This is a genomic window from Iodobacter fluviatilis, assembly GCF_004194535.1.
GTDB lineage: Bacteria > Pseudomonadota > Gammaproteobacteria > Burkholderiales > Chitinibacteraceae > Iodobacter > Iodobacter fluviatilis_A.
Genome location: NZ_CP025781.1, coordinates 3,610,653 through 3,630,159 on the forward strand (window position 1 = coordinate 3,610,653; position 19,507 = coordinate 3,630,159).

The window sequence follows — 19,507 nt, forward strand, 5'->3', positions numbered from 1 at the left end:
CTCGGTTTAGTAATCTTTCATGCGCCGCCGAGGTTATATGGTGGCTGCGCTAGCACGTATGGGGTGAAACCGGCAGATTTAAGGATGGGAAGCACGATGTAGCGTGGGCAAAAAACTTACCCACGCTACAAAGGCTTAAATAATCAGGGGATAGCGTGGGTCAAATTCCAGAAGCAATTTGTTGGTTTGAGGGAATGCAGCTTTTGCCGCAGCACTTTCAACAACAGTCTTTGCGCGCCGAAACGCTGGCCGCCCAGTATGCATTTACTGCACAGCCTTATTTCTGGGGCGTGCTTAATTTGGAGATCGATGAAGCGGCTTTAATCAGCGGCAAATTACGGGTGTTGGCGCTAGAGGCCATTCTGCCTGATGGCTTATGGGTATGTATTCAGCCAGGGGTGCACCCTCCTTTAGAGTTGGATTTAAAAGCCCCCATCATGGCCGAGCCTAATCGGCTTGCTACGTTTTATATCGTAGTGCCGCCGTTGTATCGAGCGGGTGAATTAGATCGCAGTGGTCGGCGTTATCGCTCGGTGGTGGGTAAAGATATTCCTGATTTAGTCAGTAAAGAATCACCCGCATCGCTTACTCTTTGGCAACCCAATCTGACGCTGGCTAGTGAGCAACAATGTGCTGACGGGGTGTGCCTGCCTTTGCTGCGGGTGGAGGAAGTAGCGGGTGGTTTTGCTAAGGTGCCATATTTTGCACCACAGCCACGGATTTGGCCGGAATCGCTACTGGGGATGCAAATCGCTGATTTATGTAAAAATATCGGTGAAAAGTGTGTGTTTTTGGCTGGACGTTTAAGGCTGGCACAGCAGGCCAATAATGAGGGTGATATGGCTCGGCTTAATCGCCAGTTGGCGGCGCTTTGGGCCAGATTACCTGAGCTAAAAAGCGCCTTGGATAGCCGAGTAGCCCACCCTAATACTTTGCATCACATTTTATGTGGCGCTGCGGGATCGATATGTGGCTTGAACCCCATCGCGGGCGTGCCTGCTTTTCGTGCTTTTAATTATCAAGAACTATTGGGCTGTTTTGAGGAGGTGATTGGTTTTATCTCGCAGGCGATTGCCCAGATTCGCGTGGGCTATGCGCGCTATCCATTTAAGCACGAAGGCACATATTTTATGATTATGCCGCCCTCCACATTAAAAGACAGTGGGCAATGGGTGATGGGATTGCGCATGCCCAATGGGGTGGCGGAGGATGCGGCGGGGCTGTGGCTTAAAAATACGGTCATTGCCTCGCTGTCTTTGGTTGAAACCTTACAAAAGCAAAGAATGCAGGGCGTGGCCTATCGCCAGCTGGATAGGCAAGAGCAGGCGAGCTATAGCGTGGGTGAGGATACGCGCTTGTTTATATTGTATGAGTTTGCAGGTTGGATTAAACCGGATGAGCTCTTATGCATTGCCGCCGCAAGTAGTGATGCTGGGCCATTAAGTATCGAGTTGTTTGCGCCAGATACGGATGGTATTCCGGTGCTGAGCGAGGCCAAAAATGCCTGATATCACCCGTCAGACACTGCCTTTAAAACAGGCATTTTGCCAAATTTGGGAGGAGTGGCTTTTGCTCTCTCCCAGCCTTTTAACCAGCGCAGAGCCCAAAGAGAGCTTGGTGCAGCGCATGGTTGAAGAAACCAGCATCTTAGCTAAGCGGGTTTATCGATCGGTTGTGATGCAGGCCGGCACCGCTAGCGCTAAAGATGCGCAAACCATGCAATACGCCTTTGTGGCCTTACTCGATGAAGTGCTGCTCTTTAGCGATTGGAGTGGGCAGAGTAGTTGGCAGCTTACACCCTTAGAGTTCCGCTTATTTGGCACCCGCACGGCAGGCGAATCGCTACCTGATGACATCGAGCAAATGCTGGCAAGGCAAGACCCTAGTGAGCGTGATTTAGCGGCGGTTTATTTAATGACGCTGGTACTGGGGTTTCGGGGCCGCCTGCGCATGAATCCTAAACAATACGGAGAGTGGTGTAAGGCCTTATTTGCCCAGGTTTATCAACGTGAGCCAGACCATCATCGGCTGGGAGCCGTGCTAGAGGCGGGTTGTATGGGCCAGCCTTTGCAGCTGAGCGAGCGAAAAATGTTGCCCGATGGGTTTAGGCTGGGCCTGATGATTGCTGGTTTATTGCTGGTGATGCTAGTGCTTAGTCAGCTATTTTGGCGGGATATTTATCTAAGTATTGAATTGGCTAACCTAGCGCTTAGTGAGGCTAAGCTGTGAAACTGCTGATTATCTTGTTGGTTATCGTTGTATTGCTGCTGCTTTGCTATGGGCTCAGCAAGATGGATCGCCTAGCGCGTAGCTTTATTGATTCAGTTAAGAAAATGGAAAAAGACAGTGGCATAGAAGGGCGCTACCAAGTGCCTTGGCTGTTACTGTTGGGTGATGACCAAAATAGCGCGGAGTCTTTATGCCGCGCTTGGCAATTAAAAAGTGAGGAAAAAACCGCGTGGTTTGGGCGCATTTGGTATGCAAGCGATGCCGTGGTGTTGGTTCCTCCTCACGATATTTTTATGCAGGCCGATGGTGCACTGGTCGCCTTGTCGGCGTGGCGACGTTTATTGGGGGCTTTGCTGAGGGTACGTGGGCAAAGGCCAATCGATGCTGTGATTTGGGCGATTTCTGCCGAACGCTTGCTGGCTAAGGGAGAAGTATTACAAGCCGAAATTATGCTGTGTAAGCAATTTCAAGATGCCCAGCAAAAACTGGGACAAACCTTGCCGGTGTATTGGTTGATTACCGGCTTGCAAGAAATAGCTGGGGCCAAGGAGCTTATCGAATCCTTGCCAGATCAGGCGCAAGACTGTGCGTTAGGGTGGTCTTCTACCTTACCTTTGGCTAGCGTCTATCAGCGCGAATACTTAGATAAAGCCATTAGTCAGCTCCAAAATCAGCTCGGCGATTGCATTGATGAAATTGGCGCATTAAATGGTGGCGTTAGCGATGCGCTGTATTTATTGCCACGGCAATTTGATGCGTTACGCGCGCCTTTATTGGCTTTAGGCGATGCGGCTTTTCAAAGTAATGCACTGGGTGATGCACCGGTGCTACGTGGGCTGTATTTTGTGGGCGCTTATCAGCCGCCTCAAGATGATATGGATGGTTTTAGCCCCGTTGGTGCGCAAGTTCCAGCAATGCCTATCTTTGCTGGGCGATTATTACGCCAACGCATCGCTGCTGAGCGGGGCTTGGCGCAGCCTATTGTGCGGATTATGTCTTTGCGCCAGCGCTGGCATCGTTATGTGTGTATCGGCATGGGCGTTTTTTGTGCGGTTTGGTTATTGGCAATGGTGTGGATTTGGCAGAGTGAGCGCCAAGAAGCGATTACGTTGAATTACCTTTTGAGCGAGCTTGGGTCGGGACAAAGTGAGGAGCAAACCGACAATGATTCTGCTAGTCAAGCGGTATCTGGCCTGTGGCATATGTTGGTAAATGCGCCACGCTTGCACTTTGCCAGCGTGGTGTTTCCTGGCTCATTGCTTTCTTCTTTTGATCAGGATTTGGATAAAAAAGTCGCTAACTTATTCAAAACACAGTGGTTTGCTTCTATCTATGTTCAACTGCAAGCGGATCTAGTTTTTTTGCAGGCTCTTGGTGCAAATAGCGATGTAAGCAGCGGCGATACGACGACCAGTCCTGAAAATTGGCCGCGTTATTTAGTGGCGCAACGTTTGATGCAAGAGGCCAGCTTGCTTGAGCAAGATGTGATCTTATATAACCGCGCCCTGAGGGGCGGGAATGATGCTTTAAACAGTATGACTAATTTAAGTAACCGATTATGGAGCACAGATTTCCACCCAGAGCGCTTGCATTTAAGAGCCAAACTTGAGGGGATATTACGCCAATATGCACCCGAAATGGGCAAGCTTATTCGCTTGCAGGATGCGGTAAAGCAAACCAAGTCGAACTTTTCTGGGCTGATGAAGAGCTGGTTGGATCGTTTATATGGTGACACCACGTTTACAGAAATGGCCGACAACGTACAAACACACCTGACCGATTTACAAAGCAATAATCGCAATAGCTATGCCGAGCTAGATGCGTTGCAGCGGCAAATTGCGCTACTTAAAAGGCTCATTGCAGCCAGCAATAGCGCGTGGAGTAGTGCATCGGGGCAAGATTTAGTGCCAGGCTATAGCACCTTATTAAACCATGCCCGCTCTAGTAGTTTTGTGGGCAAAGAGGCGGTGCAGCAGATTGAAGCGCATGCCAGTAGCGTGCGTAAAGCGTTTCAAGAGCGTTGGTCCAATCAAGATTCATCGCTAACTGCGCAAGGTGCGCTGGGGCTTAGAGAAGAAGTAGTGCAGCTGCAAAGCGCGATTCGCTATTTGTTTGAGCAAGATTTTGTGATGCAGGCCCACTCGGTAGGGCCTAAAACTACGGCCCTGAGTGGCTTAAAAGGGATGAATGAAGAAACGCTGCGCGGCGCGATGGAAAACTACCAAAGTAGGCAGCGTTATCAGGCGCAAAACTTAGCCAAAGTGCCCGATGTATATCGATCTGCCCTTGGTGCGTTTGCCAGCAAAAGCACCGCCAATGCGATGTGGCATGTGTTGGGGGGATATGCTGACGATGAGGTTCAGAGCCGTGGTAAGGATAGTTTGGATGACTTGATCCACGCTGCGCCCGCTACGAGCGCTGCTTTTGTTGAGTTAGGGCGCAATGATTTAGCTAACGAGCTAAATAGAGAAATCACCGATAGAGCGCTGCAAAGCCTGCGCCAAGCCGATGCCCAGTTGGCCGAATTGGCACTGTATCAGCCTAAACAAGCCACGTTTTCTTGGTGGGATGGCAAAAAAAATGCCAGTTATAAGGCATTTAAAGCCAGTAACCCATTTGAGCTACAGCAGTATTTAGTAAGGCAGTTTGAGCAGCTTGCCAGCGTAGCGGTTAATCAAGGTGTGGTGATGGAGTGGCTGGCTGCGCACCCTAAGGGCGTGTCGGTAAAAGATATGCAAATGATTATGCGTTGGCGTGGTGTGGCCGTGGATCTGAAGAAGTTCAAAGAAAAAGCGCCCGATAGTGGCCCAGCACTGCTAGCACAGCTGATCAGCAAAGATTTAAATGAGATAGATGTAAACAGCTGCCATAGTAGTTTGCAGCAGCTGGAGTTGCCCGCTGGGCCTGGATATTTTTTTGAGCGGGCTCAGCGTTTAGTGAGTTTGGCCAATGAGCGCTGCTCAGGGCTACGGGCACAAAGTAGTGCTTATGCTTGGCAGCAATTGGCCCTGTATTTTAATCAACATCTTGCGGGGCGTTTCCCTTTTGCCGCCAATACCGGCGCTGCCGATGCTGATATAGAAAGAGTGAGCGTCTTGATACGGTTGATTGATAGTTATTTGCCAAGTGCGCTAGCGGGGATGGACGAGGGGGATGCTGCAAATATGCAGGCGGCGCGGCTGTATTTGCAAGGGCTGCAAAATGCCCGTGAGCTTTTAGGGCCGCTCCTAGTGCGCGGTACTGCTGAGCAACCGCAGCCCTTGGGTGTGGATATTGATGTGCAATGGCGTAGCGATAAAGAAAAAGAGCAGGGTGCAGATCAGGTGGTTGAGTGGAGCTTAGGCCTTGGCGCACAGCGTTTGCGCTATCCACAGGGCGAGCGAGCAAAGCTGCGCTGGTTGCTTGGCCAGCCTGTGACATTTGCATTGCGCTGGGCAAAAGATTCACCGCGTCTGCCTGCTGAAGAGGGCATGCAGCCCAATTTAATGGTGAGTGAGCAAACGGCCGAATGGCGCTATGGTGGTGCATGGTCTTTACTGCGCTTCTTACGTAATCATCAAGCACCGGCAGGCATGGTGTTTCAGGATGAATTTGCCTATCCTGCTCTGCTGTTTAGCCTGCCTATCCGAGGGCTAAGCAAAGATAATCCGCACGCACAAATGTTTGCTCGCTTTGGCATAAGCGCTGTGGGGGCAAAAACGCTATTACCGGTACATTTAATCAATGCCCTACCGCTAAAAGCCCCAGTATCCCCCTTTAGGCAAATCACCTTGCCAGATTCAACAACTGTGGCGGAACTAAAATGAGTGAAGAGTTGATGCCAAGTGGGTTGATGGGGGGCGTTGAATCGCTATTGCAGCCTATTTCTAATGAATCACCTTGTGGCATGTCGATCCGATATGAGGCGGAATACGACGTGCTTCGTGAAGCCAAGCGCGAAGACGATACCAGCTTGCCCACCGGTATTTGGCAATCTGAAGTCAAGCGTAGCGATTGGTCTACGGTTGAAAAGATAGGTCGGCAGATTTTGCAAACGCGCAGCAAAGATTTAACTGTAGCCGTCTGGTTGGGCGAGGCGTGGATGCACCGGCGCGGTATTGAAGGCCTGAATGCCGCGCTGTGTTTATTATCTGAGCTGTGCAAGCGCTATTGGGACAGTGTTTATCCGTTGCCAAGTGATGGCGATATGAGTTTTAGAACCGGCCCCCTCGCTTGGGGCGTGCATTCTTTTGGCACGATACTGCTCTCTAGAATGCCTATGCCGGTACTGGATCAGCGTAGTGAATTAGATTCATTTACTTTGGCAGATTGGCGCGTATTGCAAAGGCAGCTTGGGCTAGATCAAGGTAAATCGACCAGCAAGGCTTCACAGCTATTGCTGGATGCTGCTGTGAAGAAAACACAAAAAATAAATGAAGTGGTGCGCGGATCGGATGTGCGCATCATCCGAAGTGCTTATGAGTTTATTGTGCAAGGCATGCTGCATTTGGTGGCTTTATCACAAGATTGTGATGAAAAAATGGGCAACGACGCACCCACGTTTAAATCATTGCTCTTGCTGATGCAAGAGTATGACGGAATTTTAAAAGACTGGCTGGCCATGCATCCTCAGCCTATCCTTACCGAGTTAATTTTATCTTCGCCTACAGAGAAAAAATCAACAATGGAAGCGCTCCCTTTTAGCCAACCCCGTAGCCGAGAAGAGGCCTATCGACAATTACAATTGATTGCAGATTACCTTGCTAAAACCGAGCCACATAGCCCCGTGCCTTACTTAATTTACCGCAGCGTGGAGTGGGGCAATAAACCTTTAAGAGATCTTTTGGCCGAGTTGATTTCTAGTGATGCAGAAGCAAGAAAATTATGGACTTTGATGGGTGTGTTGCCTTAGGGGGAGTAGCACAAATGTTTAAGTCTATTGGCGGTAAAATGTTGCAGTAAGTACTTTTGTATAAGTTATCCAATATTTTAAAATCATGTGCTTCTCTTCGGGTGTGAAACGACGAAGTCGTTGCGCACCAAGGGCCGGTGCACAAGAAAAGCGCTTACACACCCTACGAAAATACATGCTTTTGCATTTAATAATGCCTAACTACTTATTAATATTGTAAAACTATGCAAACTCCCCATCAGCCATTCGTTCATTTTTTTTGGATTTCTTGGTAGAGGGGGGGGTACATTGCTTATTTCAATTGCGCCGTGGCAGGAAGTCCACCGTATTTGAATAAATGATTAATTGCTATTTTATTAAAGCCAACTTCTAAGCGGGCTGAGTTTGAGGCGGGTTTTGTGTTGTTTGGTAATTCAAAAGGCTCTTGAACGCTGCCTTCTAATAGTGAGCCATTAAAAATGGCATAAAATTCTTTGCCAATGGCAGGGCTATTGTCATCTTGAATCTCTGCCATCACTAAAAGCTGCTGCTGTTTAACTGTACGAATTTCATATGGCTGCTCTTTTGCCATGCATTTAACAGATTGATTAGGGTTGTTGCTGAAAATCACCATTTTACGAGTAAGATCAAATTGGAAAGGGCATATGCTATTTTGTGCCACGGTGTTTTTGCTATTGCTTGAGTAGAAAGTGGTCCATTCATCAATGGACTTAAAGGTTGTATTGTTGCCAAAATAGCTAAGATAGGTCGTTTTAAGTGGGCTGTGGCCTAAATAATAAGCTTGCGATCCTGCTGGAAATACGGGCGCGGGGGGTTTGAATAATGCATATTCAGGGCGGGTTTGGGTATTTTGTTTTGTTAAGTTAACACTCATGACTGCTAAATTGCTAATATCTTTACTTGTGCCGCTAATTAAATATTGAATATCATTTCCGTAATCAAGAATAATGTCATTGCCCTTGGCTGTGACCTTTGCTTGGCCGAGCTTTTCCCATTTTCCATCGACTAAATAGAGTGCTTCATTATTGTTTAATGGAATGTTTTGCCACTGCAGATTTTTTGAATCGAAATTAAATTGTTCTTCTCTGAATGCTTTGTCTTTAATAGAAATAGTATCATAACGGTCAATACTGGCTTCTTGTTTGCCATTTGCCGTGCTGATTGTTTGAACTGAATCAAGGTGCAGTATTTCATTTTGCAATACGTTATTTAAATTGACTTCGCTGCTTGAGTATTGCGCCAGTAGTAATTGTGAAATGGCGGAGCTCGTTGAGGGCGGAGCCACTACGATATCGGTATTGCTTTCATCTCCACCACATGCAGCAAGTAAAAGGGCAAAAAGAGGTGCGGTGTATTTAATGGCAGCCATTCTACAGCTCGTGTTTATTAGAATGAGCGGCAGTTTAAAGTAAACGGCATATTTTGTGCGATTTTTTGCAAGGTTGTGGTAATTTTATTGTGTGTTTTTGATAGATGGCGCAATAAAAAAGCCGCTACCTAAGGTCGCGGCTTTTCAAGGCACTTAATATTCTTACTTCAACACTTCCAAGCCACCCATGTAAGGGCGTAATACCGCAGGGATGGTAATGCTGCCATCTGCGTTTTGGTAGTTTTCTAATACGGCGACCAAGGTGCGGCCTACGGCAAGGCCTGAGCCGTTGAGGGTGTGAACGAGCTCGTTCTTGCCTTGCTCATTCTTAAAGCGGGCTTGCATGCGGCGGGCTTGGAAGGCGCCCATGCTGGAGCAGCTAGAAATCTCGCGGTAAGTGTTTTGCGCAGGCAGCCATACTTCTAAGTCGTAGGTTTTTTGCGAGCCAAAGCCCATATCGCCCGTACAGAGGTTTACTTTGCGGTAAGGCAATTCCAGCTTTTGCAAGATGGCTTCTGCATGGCCGGTAAGCGTTTCTAGTGTGCTGAGTGATTCATCTGGGTGAACAATTTGCACCAGCTCTACTTTTTCAAACTGATGTTGGCGAATCAAACCACGCACATCACGGCCATAGGCACCGGCTTCTGAGCGAAAACACGGCGTATGCGCGGTGAATTTCATCGGTAAGTCTTCAAGCTTCACGATGCTGTCACGAACAAAATTGGTGACAGGCACTTCGGCGGTAGGGATCAGATACAGTGGTTCGGCATCTGGGCGGATTACTTTGAATAAATCTTCTTCAAACTTAGGTAATTGCCCCGTGCCCATCATGCTGGCTGCGTTCACCAAAGAAGGGGTGTAAACCTCTTCGTAGCCATGCTCTAGCGTATGGGTGTTGAGCATAAATTGCGCTAATGCGCGGTGCATACGGGCAATGCCGCCTCGCAGCGCAGTGAAACGCGCGCCAGATAATTTGGCACCGGTTTCAAAATCAAGGCCCAGCGGGCCGCCTAGATCGACGTGATCTTTGATTTCAAAATCAAATATGCGTGGTGTGCCCCAGCGTAGTACTTCTTCGTTTTCGGTTTCGTCTTTGCCAACCGGCACGGATTCGTGCGGCAGATTAGGCATGGACAACAGCATGTCATTGATTTTTTCTTGTAGCGTAGCCAGTGCGGTTTCAGCGGCTTTTAGCTCGTCACCTAGATGGGCAACATCGGACATAATGACCGATACATCCTCGCCTTTCGCTTTGGCTTGGCCAATCAGCTTAGAGCTGGCATTGCGCTTGGCTTGTAAATCTTGGGTACGTGTTTGCAGCGATTTGCGCTCGTTTTCTAGTGCGGAGAAGGCGTTCACATCAAGAATAAACTTGCGGCTGGCAAGGCGTGCAGCCACGTTTTCCAAGTCGGTACGGAGTAAGTTGATATCGAGCATAATCGTCGTCTTTTTTTTCAATGAATGGTTGATAGTTTACACGGCTGGCAAACTCTTAAAAACCTAAAATCTTAAGCCAAATCTAGAAAGCCTATATTAATAGAGGCGGAAGACGCGGGGGCAGTTATAAATGTGGGGTTGCTTTGTTGGCTCTCACCTATGTATTGACCAAGATGACTACACTATTTGGCAATATAGGGCCAAAAATGGCACGCGTATTTAATGATTGAGAGGCGATGCTTGCTACGCTCTTAATAAATAGAGTGCAACAAGTAACGCCCCTCAATTTTCTTGTGGGCTGCTGCCTCTAGCAGCCTGTCGGACTTAAGACTGATCTAATACGGAAAAGCCGGATTTGGCCATATTTCACGCATTTTTTCGTTGAGTAGCTAGCTATTCGCCTCAAAAACCCACGAAATCTGTCTCAAACCGGTCTTTCCCTCGCTACGATCGCTTAAGTCCGACAGGCTGCTAGGATCTGTTGACGTTTCATTCATGGCAGTACAGCCCCAAAAAGGGGCTAAACCCGAAGGGCTGAGTCGGAAAAGGGCCATTCACTGCGTTATGCTCCTCGTTATTGCCTTCGTCACATGCCTTGTGCTTGGCCGTTTTCCGGCTTAGCGCAATGGCGAATGAAACGTCAACAGATCTTAGGTACCAGTCACTTATTTAATCCAAGCTTAGCGTTGTTTTATCCAGCTCAATCGCGGCATCTAATGCGGTAAGTAGCTCTTTGCGTGCCTTTAGTTTGGTATTTTTGTGCGCCTTCATGCTGATTTTTTTAAGCGACTGAGCAACGGCTAAGGCGCTGATGGCTAGCGCTTCTGGTGCAACCAGCATATCTAAAAAGCCAGCGGCTAAAGCGCCTTCTGGATTAAACATCTCCCCATTGACTACAGAGCGCTGAAACGCCGCAGGGCTTAGGCGATTGCGTGCGATTTCTATACCGGTTTGTGGCATGGTCATGCCAATTTGCACTTCGTTTAAGCCAATGCTAAATGGCCCATTTACGCCGATACGGTAATCCGCAGAAAGTAATAAAAAAGCGCCTTTAGCGATCGCATGCCCAGGGCAGGCCACGATAACAGGGTAGGGGTGGGCCAGTAGACGGCGGCTAAGCATGGAGCCTGCCGTAACTAAAGGAACGGCGTTATCCAAGCCCGAAGTCATTACTTTCAGATCGTAGCCAGCGGATAGTAGCCCTGCATAACTCGTAATTAACACCACGGCTTGATCTTGCTCGGCTCGATCGAGCGCTTGATTGAAGGCGGTAATCACCTCCATAGAGATGGCATTAACCTTGCCATTGGCTAAAACCAGCGTAGCAATGCCATCTTCTAATTGGTAAGACACAAGTGAACTCATAGTTGGCTCTTATTGAATGGGTAAGTGCAGACCTTAGCTGCTCTGGATAATTGGGTAAAGTGGGGTTAGTCCGCTTGCAGTGCTGGAGTAATTATTTACAATATTCAACAAAAAGATGACGTGAATATTTCAGTATGCTTTTTAATTTGTTTTGATTGTTGCAGAGTGTGGTAGATATCACTCATAAATTTCTTTTGAAATTTACTCAATATAAATAATTTATGACGTAAAACTAATAATTTTGGAGTGTTTTTATCCTGTGTAGCGGATTTTAATGGACTTAAAACTACCTACTTTGCTATTAAAAAGGCATAAAAATGCTTGGATTTCTTTAAAATGCTCCTAAGAAAAACCTTAGTTGATGAATGGATGCTTTAAAAAAATCTTACGGGTTACGCCGTATTTATTAGGGGTATTTATGCGTTTAACTTAAGTTGTTCGGCTATCTTATTGATTAAAATGAGCTAAATTATTTTGCTTACGGTCGTGAAAATGGCTTGAAGAAGAAGGAAAACTGCAAAATTTGCTATAAGTGGCTCAAGTTGGGAGTATCCCTAGCTTGCTGGTGGGTTTTTGATTTGCATGAATAATCGAGCACAAACAACTCATAAATTACGCCTACATAGCCCTCTTGATTGGTTACATATCGTTACATTGACATTATTCACCTATGTTAATTTTTACCTAGCGAAAGTCGCGTAAATAAAAAGCGGCATGCAGGGCGAGAGGGTTCACTTCATCAGTGAGCTTTGTATTGTAAGTCTAAAATATCAGGGGGCTTTCATGAAAGCGAAACAACTAGCAGTAGCAATTGCACTCATTGGCGCTGGCGCGGCTCTTAATGTGCATGCTGAAGAAAAAATAAATAAGGTTGAGCGCGTTGAAGTAACGGGTTCGAGTATCAAGCGGATTAAGAAAGAGGGTGCGACACCTGTTGAGACAATTAGCCGTAAAGCAATTGAAAAAACTGGTGCGGCTTCTGTGAATGAGTTGCTCAAAAATATCTCTTCAATGGATATTATGGATCAAGGAGAGCTGACTAGTAATGCACCGTCAGCATCGGGCAGTACAAATATCAAGATGCGTGGTTTGGGAACAGGAGATATTCTGGTATTACTAAATGGTCGTAGATTGCCAGTTAGTGCAATTGGAGATACTGCGTCACCTTCCGGTGTTGATGTGAATATGATTCCAATTTCCGCAATTGAGCGTGTTGAAATTCTCAAGGATGGCGGCTCAGCGGTATATGGTGCTGATGCAGTTGGTGGTGTGGTGAACTTCATTACCAAGAAGAATTATCAGGGTGGAGAAATTCGTGGCAATGTTGGCCAATCCAGCCGAGGCGATGGTACGGAAAAAAACTTTGGTATGAGCGGTGGCTATGGCGACTTGGATGAGCAAGGCTTTAATGTATTCGGAAGTTTTGATATTTTTAAGCGCGATGCAATTCTGCGCAAAGACCGTGACTTAACAAAGTCAGTAGATTTTCGAAGCTATGGCGGTAAAGATGGCCGTAGTAACTTCTCACCCTATGGCAATATTAATAAAGGTGGTACAGGTCAGGTTAAGCCTTGTCCTACTGAATTGTTAGGTGCCGATGGTAAGTGTAAGTTTGATTTTAATAACAGCATTCTGACAGCTTACAACGGTGCTGATCGCCAGACGGGCATGTTGCTTGGTACTGTAAAAATTAATGACGATATTCGTGCGTTTTTGCAGGGCTTTTACTCCAAGACTCAGGATCACTTCGAGGCGCAACCTGCGCCTGATACGATGTATACCGCGGGGAAGGTGCAGCAGTATCAAGGTCGCTTTATGCAAGCTGGACCACGTATTACTGATCGTGATTCTTCAATGTACCAATTCGTGGCAGGCATTGAAGGTTCAACAAATGGTTTTGACTGGAATATTGCCGCTGGTCATGGTGTAAGCACCCAGACTAATCAAGATAGCAATTATTTGGACCGCGATAAGTTTTTTGCGGCATTAGAAAGTGGTGCGATTGATGGCACTTCAACAAACAATAATCAAGCCATTGTTGATGCTCTTAAAGTGACTCCGCGTCGTGAGGGTGAAAGTTCGCTTTCATTCTTTGATGCAAAGGTAAGTGGCGAAACTGGTATTAGTTTGCCAGGTGGCGCTTTGGCTTATGCTGTTGGCGTTTCGGCTACACGTGAATCCGTTAAAGACACCCCTGATCAGTTAAGTCAGGATGGTGGGGTATTTGGGAGTATTCAGCAGGGCGCGGTAGATGCTTCGCGTAATGCAAAAGCTGTTTATGCAGAATTGTCGATTCCTGTCCTGAAGAGCTTGGAGTTGCAAGCGGCTGTCCGTTACGATAGTTATGACTCAGATTCAAAAGCATCACCACGCTTGGCCGCACGCTTCCAGCCTATTCCAGAAGTGTTATTTCGTGCGTCCTATACAGAAAGTTTCCGCATGCCAACACTGAAGCAATTATCGGGCGGTGCAGGAGAGGGGGCTTATACCGTAGAAACGCCTGAGGAGTGCGCTGCTCTCGGCCAGCCAAAGAATTGTAAAGTGGATGGGTATCTTACTACTGGTAGTAATACAGCGCTTAAGCCTGAAACCGGTAAGTCATTCAACTTCGGTGTTGTGGCTGAATATGGACCATTCAGTGGCTCCATTGACTGGTGGAAAACAGAAAAAAGCGATGTGATTGATACGCCTACAGAGTTACAGGCTATCCAGCATGGTGCTTATAAGTACGATGCACGCGGCATTCTTATCAATACGGCACTTCAAAATCTTACTAGCTTGACTGTTGAAGGTATTGATACAGATATTAAATTTAGATTGCCAACTGAATTTGGAATATTCACTTTCAGTAATACAAACTCTTATTACTTAACCAATGAAAAGGTTAATATTGATAATGAATTAGAAAACTGGAATGGTGTGTATAACAATCCTCAGTGGAGAAATACATTTAGGGTAGAGGCGGATAACGGTTCATGGGGTAGTGCTATTGCAGTTAAAACGACGGCAGGATTCTATGATAGGAAGCTACCAAATTCAGCTTCAGCGCCAATTGGCCCTGACGTTCGTGAGGTGCCTAGCTATACCGAGACTGATTTGACCTTGAGTTACTCAGGCTTTAAAAACCTTAAGATTGACGCTGCTGTAAAAAACTTGTTTGATAATATGCCACCCTTCTCTAATGCAAACGTGAACGGCAATAACAGCCAAATGGGTTTTGCAGAGTTGTATAGCGTACGTGGCCGTTTCTTCTCCTTGGGTGCTAAGTACTCTTTCTAATTAAAAAAATTACCCGCAGAGCTTGTTTGCTCTGCGGGTGTTTGTTCGGGAAAGTAATTTTTTATGTAGTATAAAGATATAACTTTTTATTTTTTTATTTGCTGCTTTTTTTGTTTATGATGCAAAGGTGGGAAATCCTTCTTATTTATTATCCTATTCCAATTTGTTTATTTCTGAATGCTTGAAAATTTATGTAACGGTGCCTTTTGAAAAAAAACAGAAGAGACTAATGCTTTCATCTGATTTTTTTGTTTGGTTTTATTGATTTTTTTACAAAAATTAGAGAAAACCCTAGTGAATTTTTTTATTGGCTAGAGTAATGTTAAGTATATTACCGCTTAATAACTAATTAAGTTTTTTACGAAACATTTTTTAAGGAGAGCATAGTGGAAGCTTTTGGCCAGAACGCACGTGATCGTCGTGCAGTGGGCTTGGCTGGAGTGGCTGCCTTGCATGTGCTCGTTGTCTATGCGCTAGTTACAGGTTTAGGCAAGGATTTGGTCAAGGTCATTCAGCAGAAAGTTGAAGTGGCTGTGATTAGTGAGCCACCCCCACCCCCGCCGCCACCGCCAAAAATTGAGAAAGTGGTGAAGGAGACCGCGCCTCCACCTCCACAGCAGCAGCCTGCATATGTGCCGCCGCCGGTTGTTGCTCCAACTTCGCAGTCAGTTAATACGATTCAAGCAACATCAGAAGTAAAAGCGCCTTCGGCTCCGGCAGTACCGCAAGCTACAGCCGCGCCTGCCCCTGTTGGCCCTATTTCAACCGCAGGGAATTGCTCTAAATTTGGTGGTCTGGAGTATCCACGTAAAGCGCTGGGTGAAGACATTAGTGGCATTGTCACCCTTGTTTATAAAACCAACGCCGAAGGGAAACTGAGTGAAATCATCAGCTCTAAGTTTTCTAGTGGGATTCCAATGTCTTTTCGCAGTCAGTTTTTGCAAGCAGCTAAGCAATCTTTGCAAGGCAATCACTGCAAAGCGGATACGACTTTTGAGCAAGAGCTTTCTTTCAAACTTGAATCTGAATAATTAAGTCCCTCACTTTAACGAATGGAGTAAATCATGGCTAAGTTCTCCCGCCAATTTTTTATGTTTGCAGCTGCTGCAGCTGCATGTGCTTTGCCAGTTTTGGCGAATACCACTGAAGCTGTTGCCAATCCATATGGCATCGACGCTTTGTGGGCCCAAGGTGACTTTGTAGCCAAAGGGACTTTAGTTATTTTGCTGACCATGTCGGCAGCCACATGGTACGTGTCGATTGTTAAAGTTTTAGATCAGCGTCGTTTAATTAAAATTGGCCGTGATTTGCTCAAAGCGCGTGGCCCAGAGCTGCTCACTAAAGCAAAAGCACTGAAAGACGACGGTATTTATAGTTCGGTGGCGCACGCGGGTTCACAAGCGGCCAGTGAGCACAGCGGCGAATTAAGCAAAAACGTAGACCTGAATACTTGGGTATCTATGGCAACCTACGATGCGGCGGATCATGCTGCCAGCAAGATGCAGGCAGGGATGTCGGTGATTGCAACCGTTGGTTCTACTGCACCATTCGTGGGTCTGTTTGGTACTGTATGGGGTATTTACCACGCGCTGACAGCAATTGGTATCTCGGGCCAAGCGTCTATCGATAAAGTAGCTGGCCCAGTGGGTGAATCACTGATCATGACTGCGATTGGTCTGGCTGTCGCGGTTCCTGCGGTACTGGGGTACAACTGGTTGGTTCGTCGCAACAAACTGGTGGTAGAAATGGTTCACACCGTTGCTGCACGCTTGCACACCAATTTACTCAGCACACCTAAGTAATTATGAGATATCTGAGGCCAGGACAAAGGGCATCTAGCCACGATGAAGATGAGGTCATATCTAGCATCAATACCACGCCTTTGGTGGATGTGATGCTGGTACTGCTCATTATCTTTTTGATCACTATTCCTGTTGTAACGCAAACCATTAAATTGACTTTGCCAAAGGAAATGAATATCCCTACCCAAACTAAGCCTGAGAACATTATTTTAGGCGTGGATGAGAAGAGTAATATTTATTGGAATATCAGCCAAATTAAGTCAGATGAAGAATTACTGGCGCGTTTGGTGAAAATTGCAAAAATGGATCCTCAACCGGAAGTCCATATTCGCGGCGATATGTCTTCTAAATATAGCTCGGTAGGGCGGATTGTATTAGCGGTACAAAGAGCAGGTATTGTAAAGATTGCTTTTATTACCGAGCCACCAGCAAGAAATTAATAGCTTTTAGATGACAGAGGCGGGCTAGCCCCGTCTCTGATATGCAAAGCATCCCTGTGGAGAGTAATTATGGGAATGAACGTTGGCGGTAATGATGACGATATGATGATGGAAATCAACACCACGCCATTGATTGACGTGATGCTGGTGCTATTAATTATGTTGATTATCACCATTCCAATTCAAACACACGCTGTTAAATTGGATATGCCGGTTAATTCGCCTTCTAAGCCAACTGAAAAACCAGAAGTGGTCCAGATCGATATTAATAGCAGCAATGTTATTTCTTGGGCAGGTACTCCTTTGGCTAACCGTGCTGAATTAGAAAAAAATCTTGAAACCGCCGCACAAAAAGCAGTTCAACCAGAGTTTCATATTCGCCCTGATAAAGATGCAAATTATGAAGCGGTAGCAATGGTCTTGGCCAGCTCCCAGCGCTTAGGTGTTAAAAAGATTGGTATTGTTGGTCACGAACAGTTTATTCAGTAAAAAAGCTAGGTGTGTTTTCACACCTAGCTTTTCTGCATTACCCAAATAAAAATTAAGTACAAGGTTTTTATAAATAGCGGCTTGCATCTTATATGCGCGGTTGTTTGCCTATTTTAAATTTAAAATAACATAGAGTAATAATCACAGGGGCTGTAATGAATAAATTAGCGATATGTATTAGTGTCTTGTTTGCATCGGCGCCCCTGTATGCGGCGCAAAGCGGCGAATTATTATTGCCTAATGCAGAACAAATGGTGCAGTCATGCCAGCAAGGTATTGATCAAGCGAAGGGCAAAATTACAAAATTAGGAAAATTACCGTTAAATAAGGTCAATGCAGCTAATACGCTAGCCGAGTGGGATAGGATTAACCAATTGGCTGATAAAATTGGTGGGCCCGCAGGTTTATTATCAGAAGTTAGCCCTGATAGCGCGGTACGTGCAACGGCAGATGCATGCAATTTGAAAATGTCAGCTTTAATGAATGATGTTTTACAAAGTGAAGCTTTATATAGCCGCTTTAAAGTACTCAAGCCTAAAGACGCAATTGATGCTGAAGCGCGGGCCGACATTCTAAATAATTTTGAAGACCGTGGCGTAAATCTATCCAAAGCCAAGCGTACCGAATTGCTGGCGATCTTTAATAAAATAGAAAAACTGCAGCAGGATTTCTCGCGCAATATGCGTGATAATCAGGCCAAGATCAGCTTTAGCTCCGCTGAATTAACAGGCGTTGCCGCTCGTTTTTTAGAAACAGCAAAGAAAAATGCGGCAGGGCAGTATGTATTGGGCTTTGATTACCCAGAAATTGATGCGGTAATGGGCTATGCAGAATCAGAAACAACGCGTGAGCGCTACTATATTGCGCGGATGAAAATTGGCGGTGCGGCCAATTTGCAAATCTTAAAAGAAGTGGTGCAACTACGCCAACAGCTGGCTGATTTAACCGGCTATCCAAGCTACGCTGCCTTTGCTATGCGTAATAAAATGGCAGCCACCCCCGAGGCCGTCAATACTTTCCTGAGTGACGTGCAATCGCGCGTGAGCGAGCTAGAAAAATCCGACATTGAAGAGCTGCGCCAAGAAAAAGCCCGCTTTACTGGCAAGGCCGATAGCCAGCTCAAGCGCTGGGATGTCGCGTTTTATGAAGAGCAACTAAAAGCCAGCCGCTATCAACTTGATCAAAAACAAGTGCGTGAGCAGTTTCCAACTGAGCCAACGATTGCTTGGATGATGAATGTCACCGGCACTTTATATGGCGTTGAATTTCGCCCTAATGCCGCTTTAAAAACCTGGCATAGCGATGTGCGCGCTTACGATGTATTTGATAAAGCCAGCCAAAAATACCTCTCCAGTTTTTATCTTGATTTATTCCCGCGTGATGGCAAATATAAGCACGCAGCCGCTTTTCCTGTGCGTGGTGTAAGCGTGCTGGGCGGGCAAACCCCTGTAAGCGTACTGGTTACTAACTTTAGCCGTGAAGGCTTTAATCAGGATGAATTAGAGACGCTCTTCCACGAGTTTGGTCATGTAATGCATGGCGTGCTGTCTAAAACCCGTTACAGCATGCAGGCGGGCACGTCGGTGAAGCGTGATTTTGTTGAGGCCCCATCACAAATGTACGAAGAATGGGCGCGTCGTCCAGAAGCGGAAGCACTCTTCAATGATACCTGCGCTAGTTGCAAACCGATTGATCCAAAATTGATTGCAAAAATGGATGACGCCCGCCGCTTTGGCCGAGGCCTTAAATACGCTCGCCAAGTGCTTTATTCTGCATTTGATATGGCTTTAGCGGCTAAAAATGCCGGTGATCCACAAGCAGTATGGCAAGAGATGGAAGGCAAAACACCGCTGGGCTATGTGGCTGGCACTGAATTTCCTGGCACTTTTGGGCATATCGTGGGTGGCTATGCGGCAGGGTATTACGGCTATATGTGGTCTGAAGTATTGGCGTTGGATATGTTATCGGCTTATGGCAACAATGTGATGGATGTGAAGCAGGGCAAGCGTTACCGCGAATTGATTTTAGAAAATGGCGGCCAACGCCCCGCGATGCAATTAGTTGAAGAATTTATTGGCCGCAAACCTAATGCCGATGCCTTCTTTCAAGAAATTAGTGGTCAGCGTGGTGCATCTACAAAGACAGCTAAGAAATAGCTTGTTGCAATGACGACTTAGGACTTGGCTGTATTCATTTCTCACTTTTA

General features: G+C 46.3%; 13 protein-coding genes. 10 read left to right on the forward strand and 3 right to left on the reverse strand.

The annotated features are described in order from the left end of the window. Window positions 1–155: 155 nt before the first annotated feature. The 4 genes from tssK to tssA are packed head-to-tail and all read left to right on the forward strand — an operon-like array spanning window position 156 to window position 7,120. Window positions 156–1,508: a type VI secretion system baseplate subunit TssK gene (gene tssK, locus C1H71_RS15980; RefSeq protein ID WP_130107439.1), complete on the forward strand. Its 1,353-nt coding sequence runs from the start codon at window positions 156–158 to the stop codon at window positions 1,506–1,508. Further along, entirely contained in the window at window positions 1,501–2,229 is a 729-nt protein-coding gene (locus C1H71_RS15985; RefSeq protein WP_130107440.1) for a DotU/TssL family secretion system protein, read from the forward strand. The genes tssK and C1H71_RS15985 overlap by 8 nt, the downstream gene beginning before the upstream one ends. Then, window positions 2,226–6,035, forward strand: coding sequence for a type VI secretion system protein (locus tag C1H71_RS15990; RefSeq protein ID WP_130107441.1), 3,810 nt, complete (start codon window positions 2,226–2,228; stop codon window positions 6,033–6,035). The genes C1H71_RS15985 and C1H71_RS15990 overlap by 4 nt, the downstream gene beginning before the upstream one ends. Continuing rightward, window positions 6,032–7,120, forward strand: a complete 1,089-nt coding sequence (gene tssA / locus C1H71_RS15995) for a type VI secretion system protein TssA (RefSeq protein WP_130107442.1) — start codon at window positions 6,032–6,034, stop codon at window positions 7,118–7,120. The genes C1H71_RS15990 and tssA overlap by 4 nt, the downstream gene beginning before the upstream one ends. 292 nt (window positions 7,121–7,412) lie before the next feature. On the opposite strand, the gene C1H71_RS16000 is transcribed toward tssA, so the two are convergent. The 3 genes from C1H71_RS16000 to C1H71_RS16010 all read right to left on the reverse strand — a co-directional run bounded on the left by C1H71_RS16000 (window position 7,413) and on the right by C1H71_RS16010 (window position 11,291). After that, window positions 7,413–8,321 carry a hypothetical protein gene (locus C1H71_RS16000; RefSeq protein ID WP_130107443.1) on the reverse strand — a complete coding sequence of 303 codons (909 nt, stop codon included), beginning with the start codon at window positions 8,319–8,321 and terminating at the stop codon, window positions 7,413–7,415. 330 nt (window positions 8,322–8,651) lie between these two features. Beyond that, entirely contained in the window at window positions 8,652–9,926 is a 1,275-nt protein-coding gene (gene serS, locus C1H71_RS16005) for a serine--tRNA ligase (RefSeq protein WP_130107444.1), read from the reverse strand. Between the two features lie 669 nt (window positions 9,927–10,595). Next, on the reverse strand, window positions 10,596–11,291 hold the full coding sequence (locus tag C1H71_RS16010) for a crotonase/enoyl-CoA hydratase family protein (RefSeq protein WP_130107445.1): 696 nt from the start codon (window positions 11,289–11,291) through the stop codon (window positions 10,596–10,598). 783 nt (window positions 11,292–12,074) lie between these two features. On the opposite strand from C1H71_RS16010, the gene C1H71_RS16015 reads away from it, so the two are divergent. From C1H71_RS16015 to C1H71_RS16040, 6 genes are all read left to right on the forward strand, one after another. Next, a complete protein-coding gene (locus C1H71_RS16015; RefSeq protein ID WP_188053356.1) occupies window positions 12,075–14,570 on the forward strand; it encodes a TonB-dependent receptor plug domain-containing protein in 2,496 nt (831 codons plus the stop codon). A gap of 386 nt (window positions 14,571–14,956) precedes the next feature. Next, entirely contained in the window at window positions 14,957–15,601 is a 645-nt protein-coding gene (locus tag C1H71_RS16020; RefSeq protein WP_262488312.1) for a hypothetical protein, read from the forward strand. A 33-nt stretch (window positions 15,602–15,634) separates the two neighbouring features. After that, window positions 15,635–16,372: a MotA/TolQ/ExbB proton channel family protein gene (locus C1H71_RS16025; RefSeq protein ID WP_223145898.1), complete on the forward strand. Its 738-nt coding sequence runs from the start codon at window positions 15,635–15,637 to the stop codon at window positions 16,370–16,372. A 2-nt stretch (window positions 16,373–16,374) separates the two neighbouring features. Further along, window positions 16,375–16,812 (forward strand): ExbD/TolR family protein, encoded by a 438-nt coding sequence (locus tag C1H71_RS16030; RefSeq protein WP_130107448.1) that lies wholly within the window; start codon window positions 16,375–16,377, stop codon window positions 16,810–16,812. A 69-nt stretch (window positions 16,813–16,881) separates the two neighbouring features. Beyond that, window positions 16,882–17,301, forward strand: coding sequence for an ExbD/TolR family protein (locus C1H71_RS16035; RefSeq protein WP_130107449.1), 420 nt, complete (start codon window positions 16,882–16,884; stop codon window positions 17,299–17,301). 155 nt (window positions 17,302–17,456) lie between these two features. After that, complete coding sequence (locus C1H71_RS16040) at window positions 17,457–19,457, forward strand: M3 family metallopeptidase (protein WP_130107450.1); 2,001 nt, start codon at window positions 17,457–17,459, stop codon at window positions 19,455–19,457. The last annotated feature ends 50 nt before the right edge of the window (window positions 19,458–19,507 follow it).

Bases quoted from the DNA above. Each gene is read 5' to 3' on its own strand.
- C1H71_RS15985 (WP_130107440.1), top strand. From the start codon at position 1,501: ATGCCTGATATCACCCGTCAGACACTGCCTTTAAAACAGGCATTTTGC.
- tssA (WP_130107442.1), top strand. From the start codon at position 6,032: ATGAGTGAAGAGTTGATGCCAAGTGGGTTGATGGGGGGCGTTGAATCG.
- serS (WP_130107444.1), bottom strand. From the start codon at position 9,926: ATGCTCGATATCAACTTACTCCGTACCGACTTGGAAAACGTGGCTGCA.
- C1H71_RS16010 (WP_130107445.1), bottom strand. From the start codon at position 11,291: ATGAGTTCACTTGTGTCTTACCAATTAGAAGATGGCATTGCTACGCTG.
- C1H71_RS16015 (WP_188053356.1), top strand. From the start codon at position 12,075: ATGAAAGCGAAACAACTAGCAGTAGCAATTGCACTCATTGGCGCTGGC.
- C1H71_RS16025 (WP_223145898.1), top strand. From the start codon at position 15,635: ATGGCTAAGTTCTCCCGCCAATTTTTTATGTTTGCAGCTGCTGCAGCT.
- C1H71_RS16030 (WP_130107448.1), top strand. From the start codon at position 16,375: ATGAGATATCTGAGGCCAGGACAAAGGGCATCTAGCCACGATGAAGAT.
- C1H71_RS16035 (WP_130107449.1), top strand. From the start codon at position 16,882: ATGGGAATGAACGTTGGCGGTAATGATGACGATATGATGATGGAAATC.
- C1H71_RS16040 (WP_130107450.1), top strand. From the start codon at position 17,457: ATGAATAAATTAGCGATATGTATTAGTGTCTTGTTTGCATCGGCGCCC.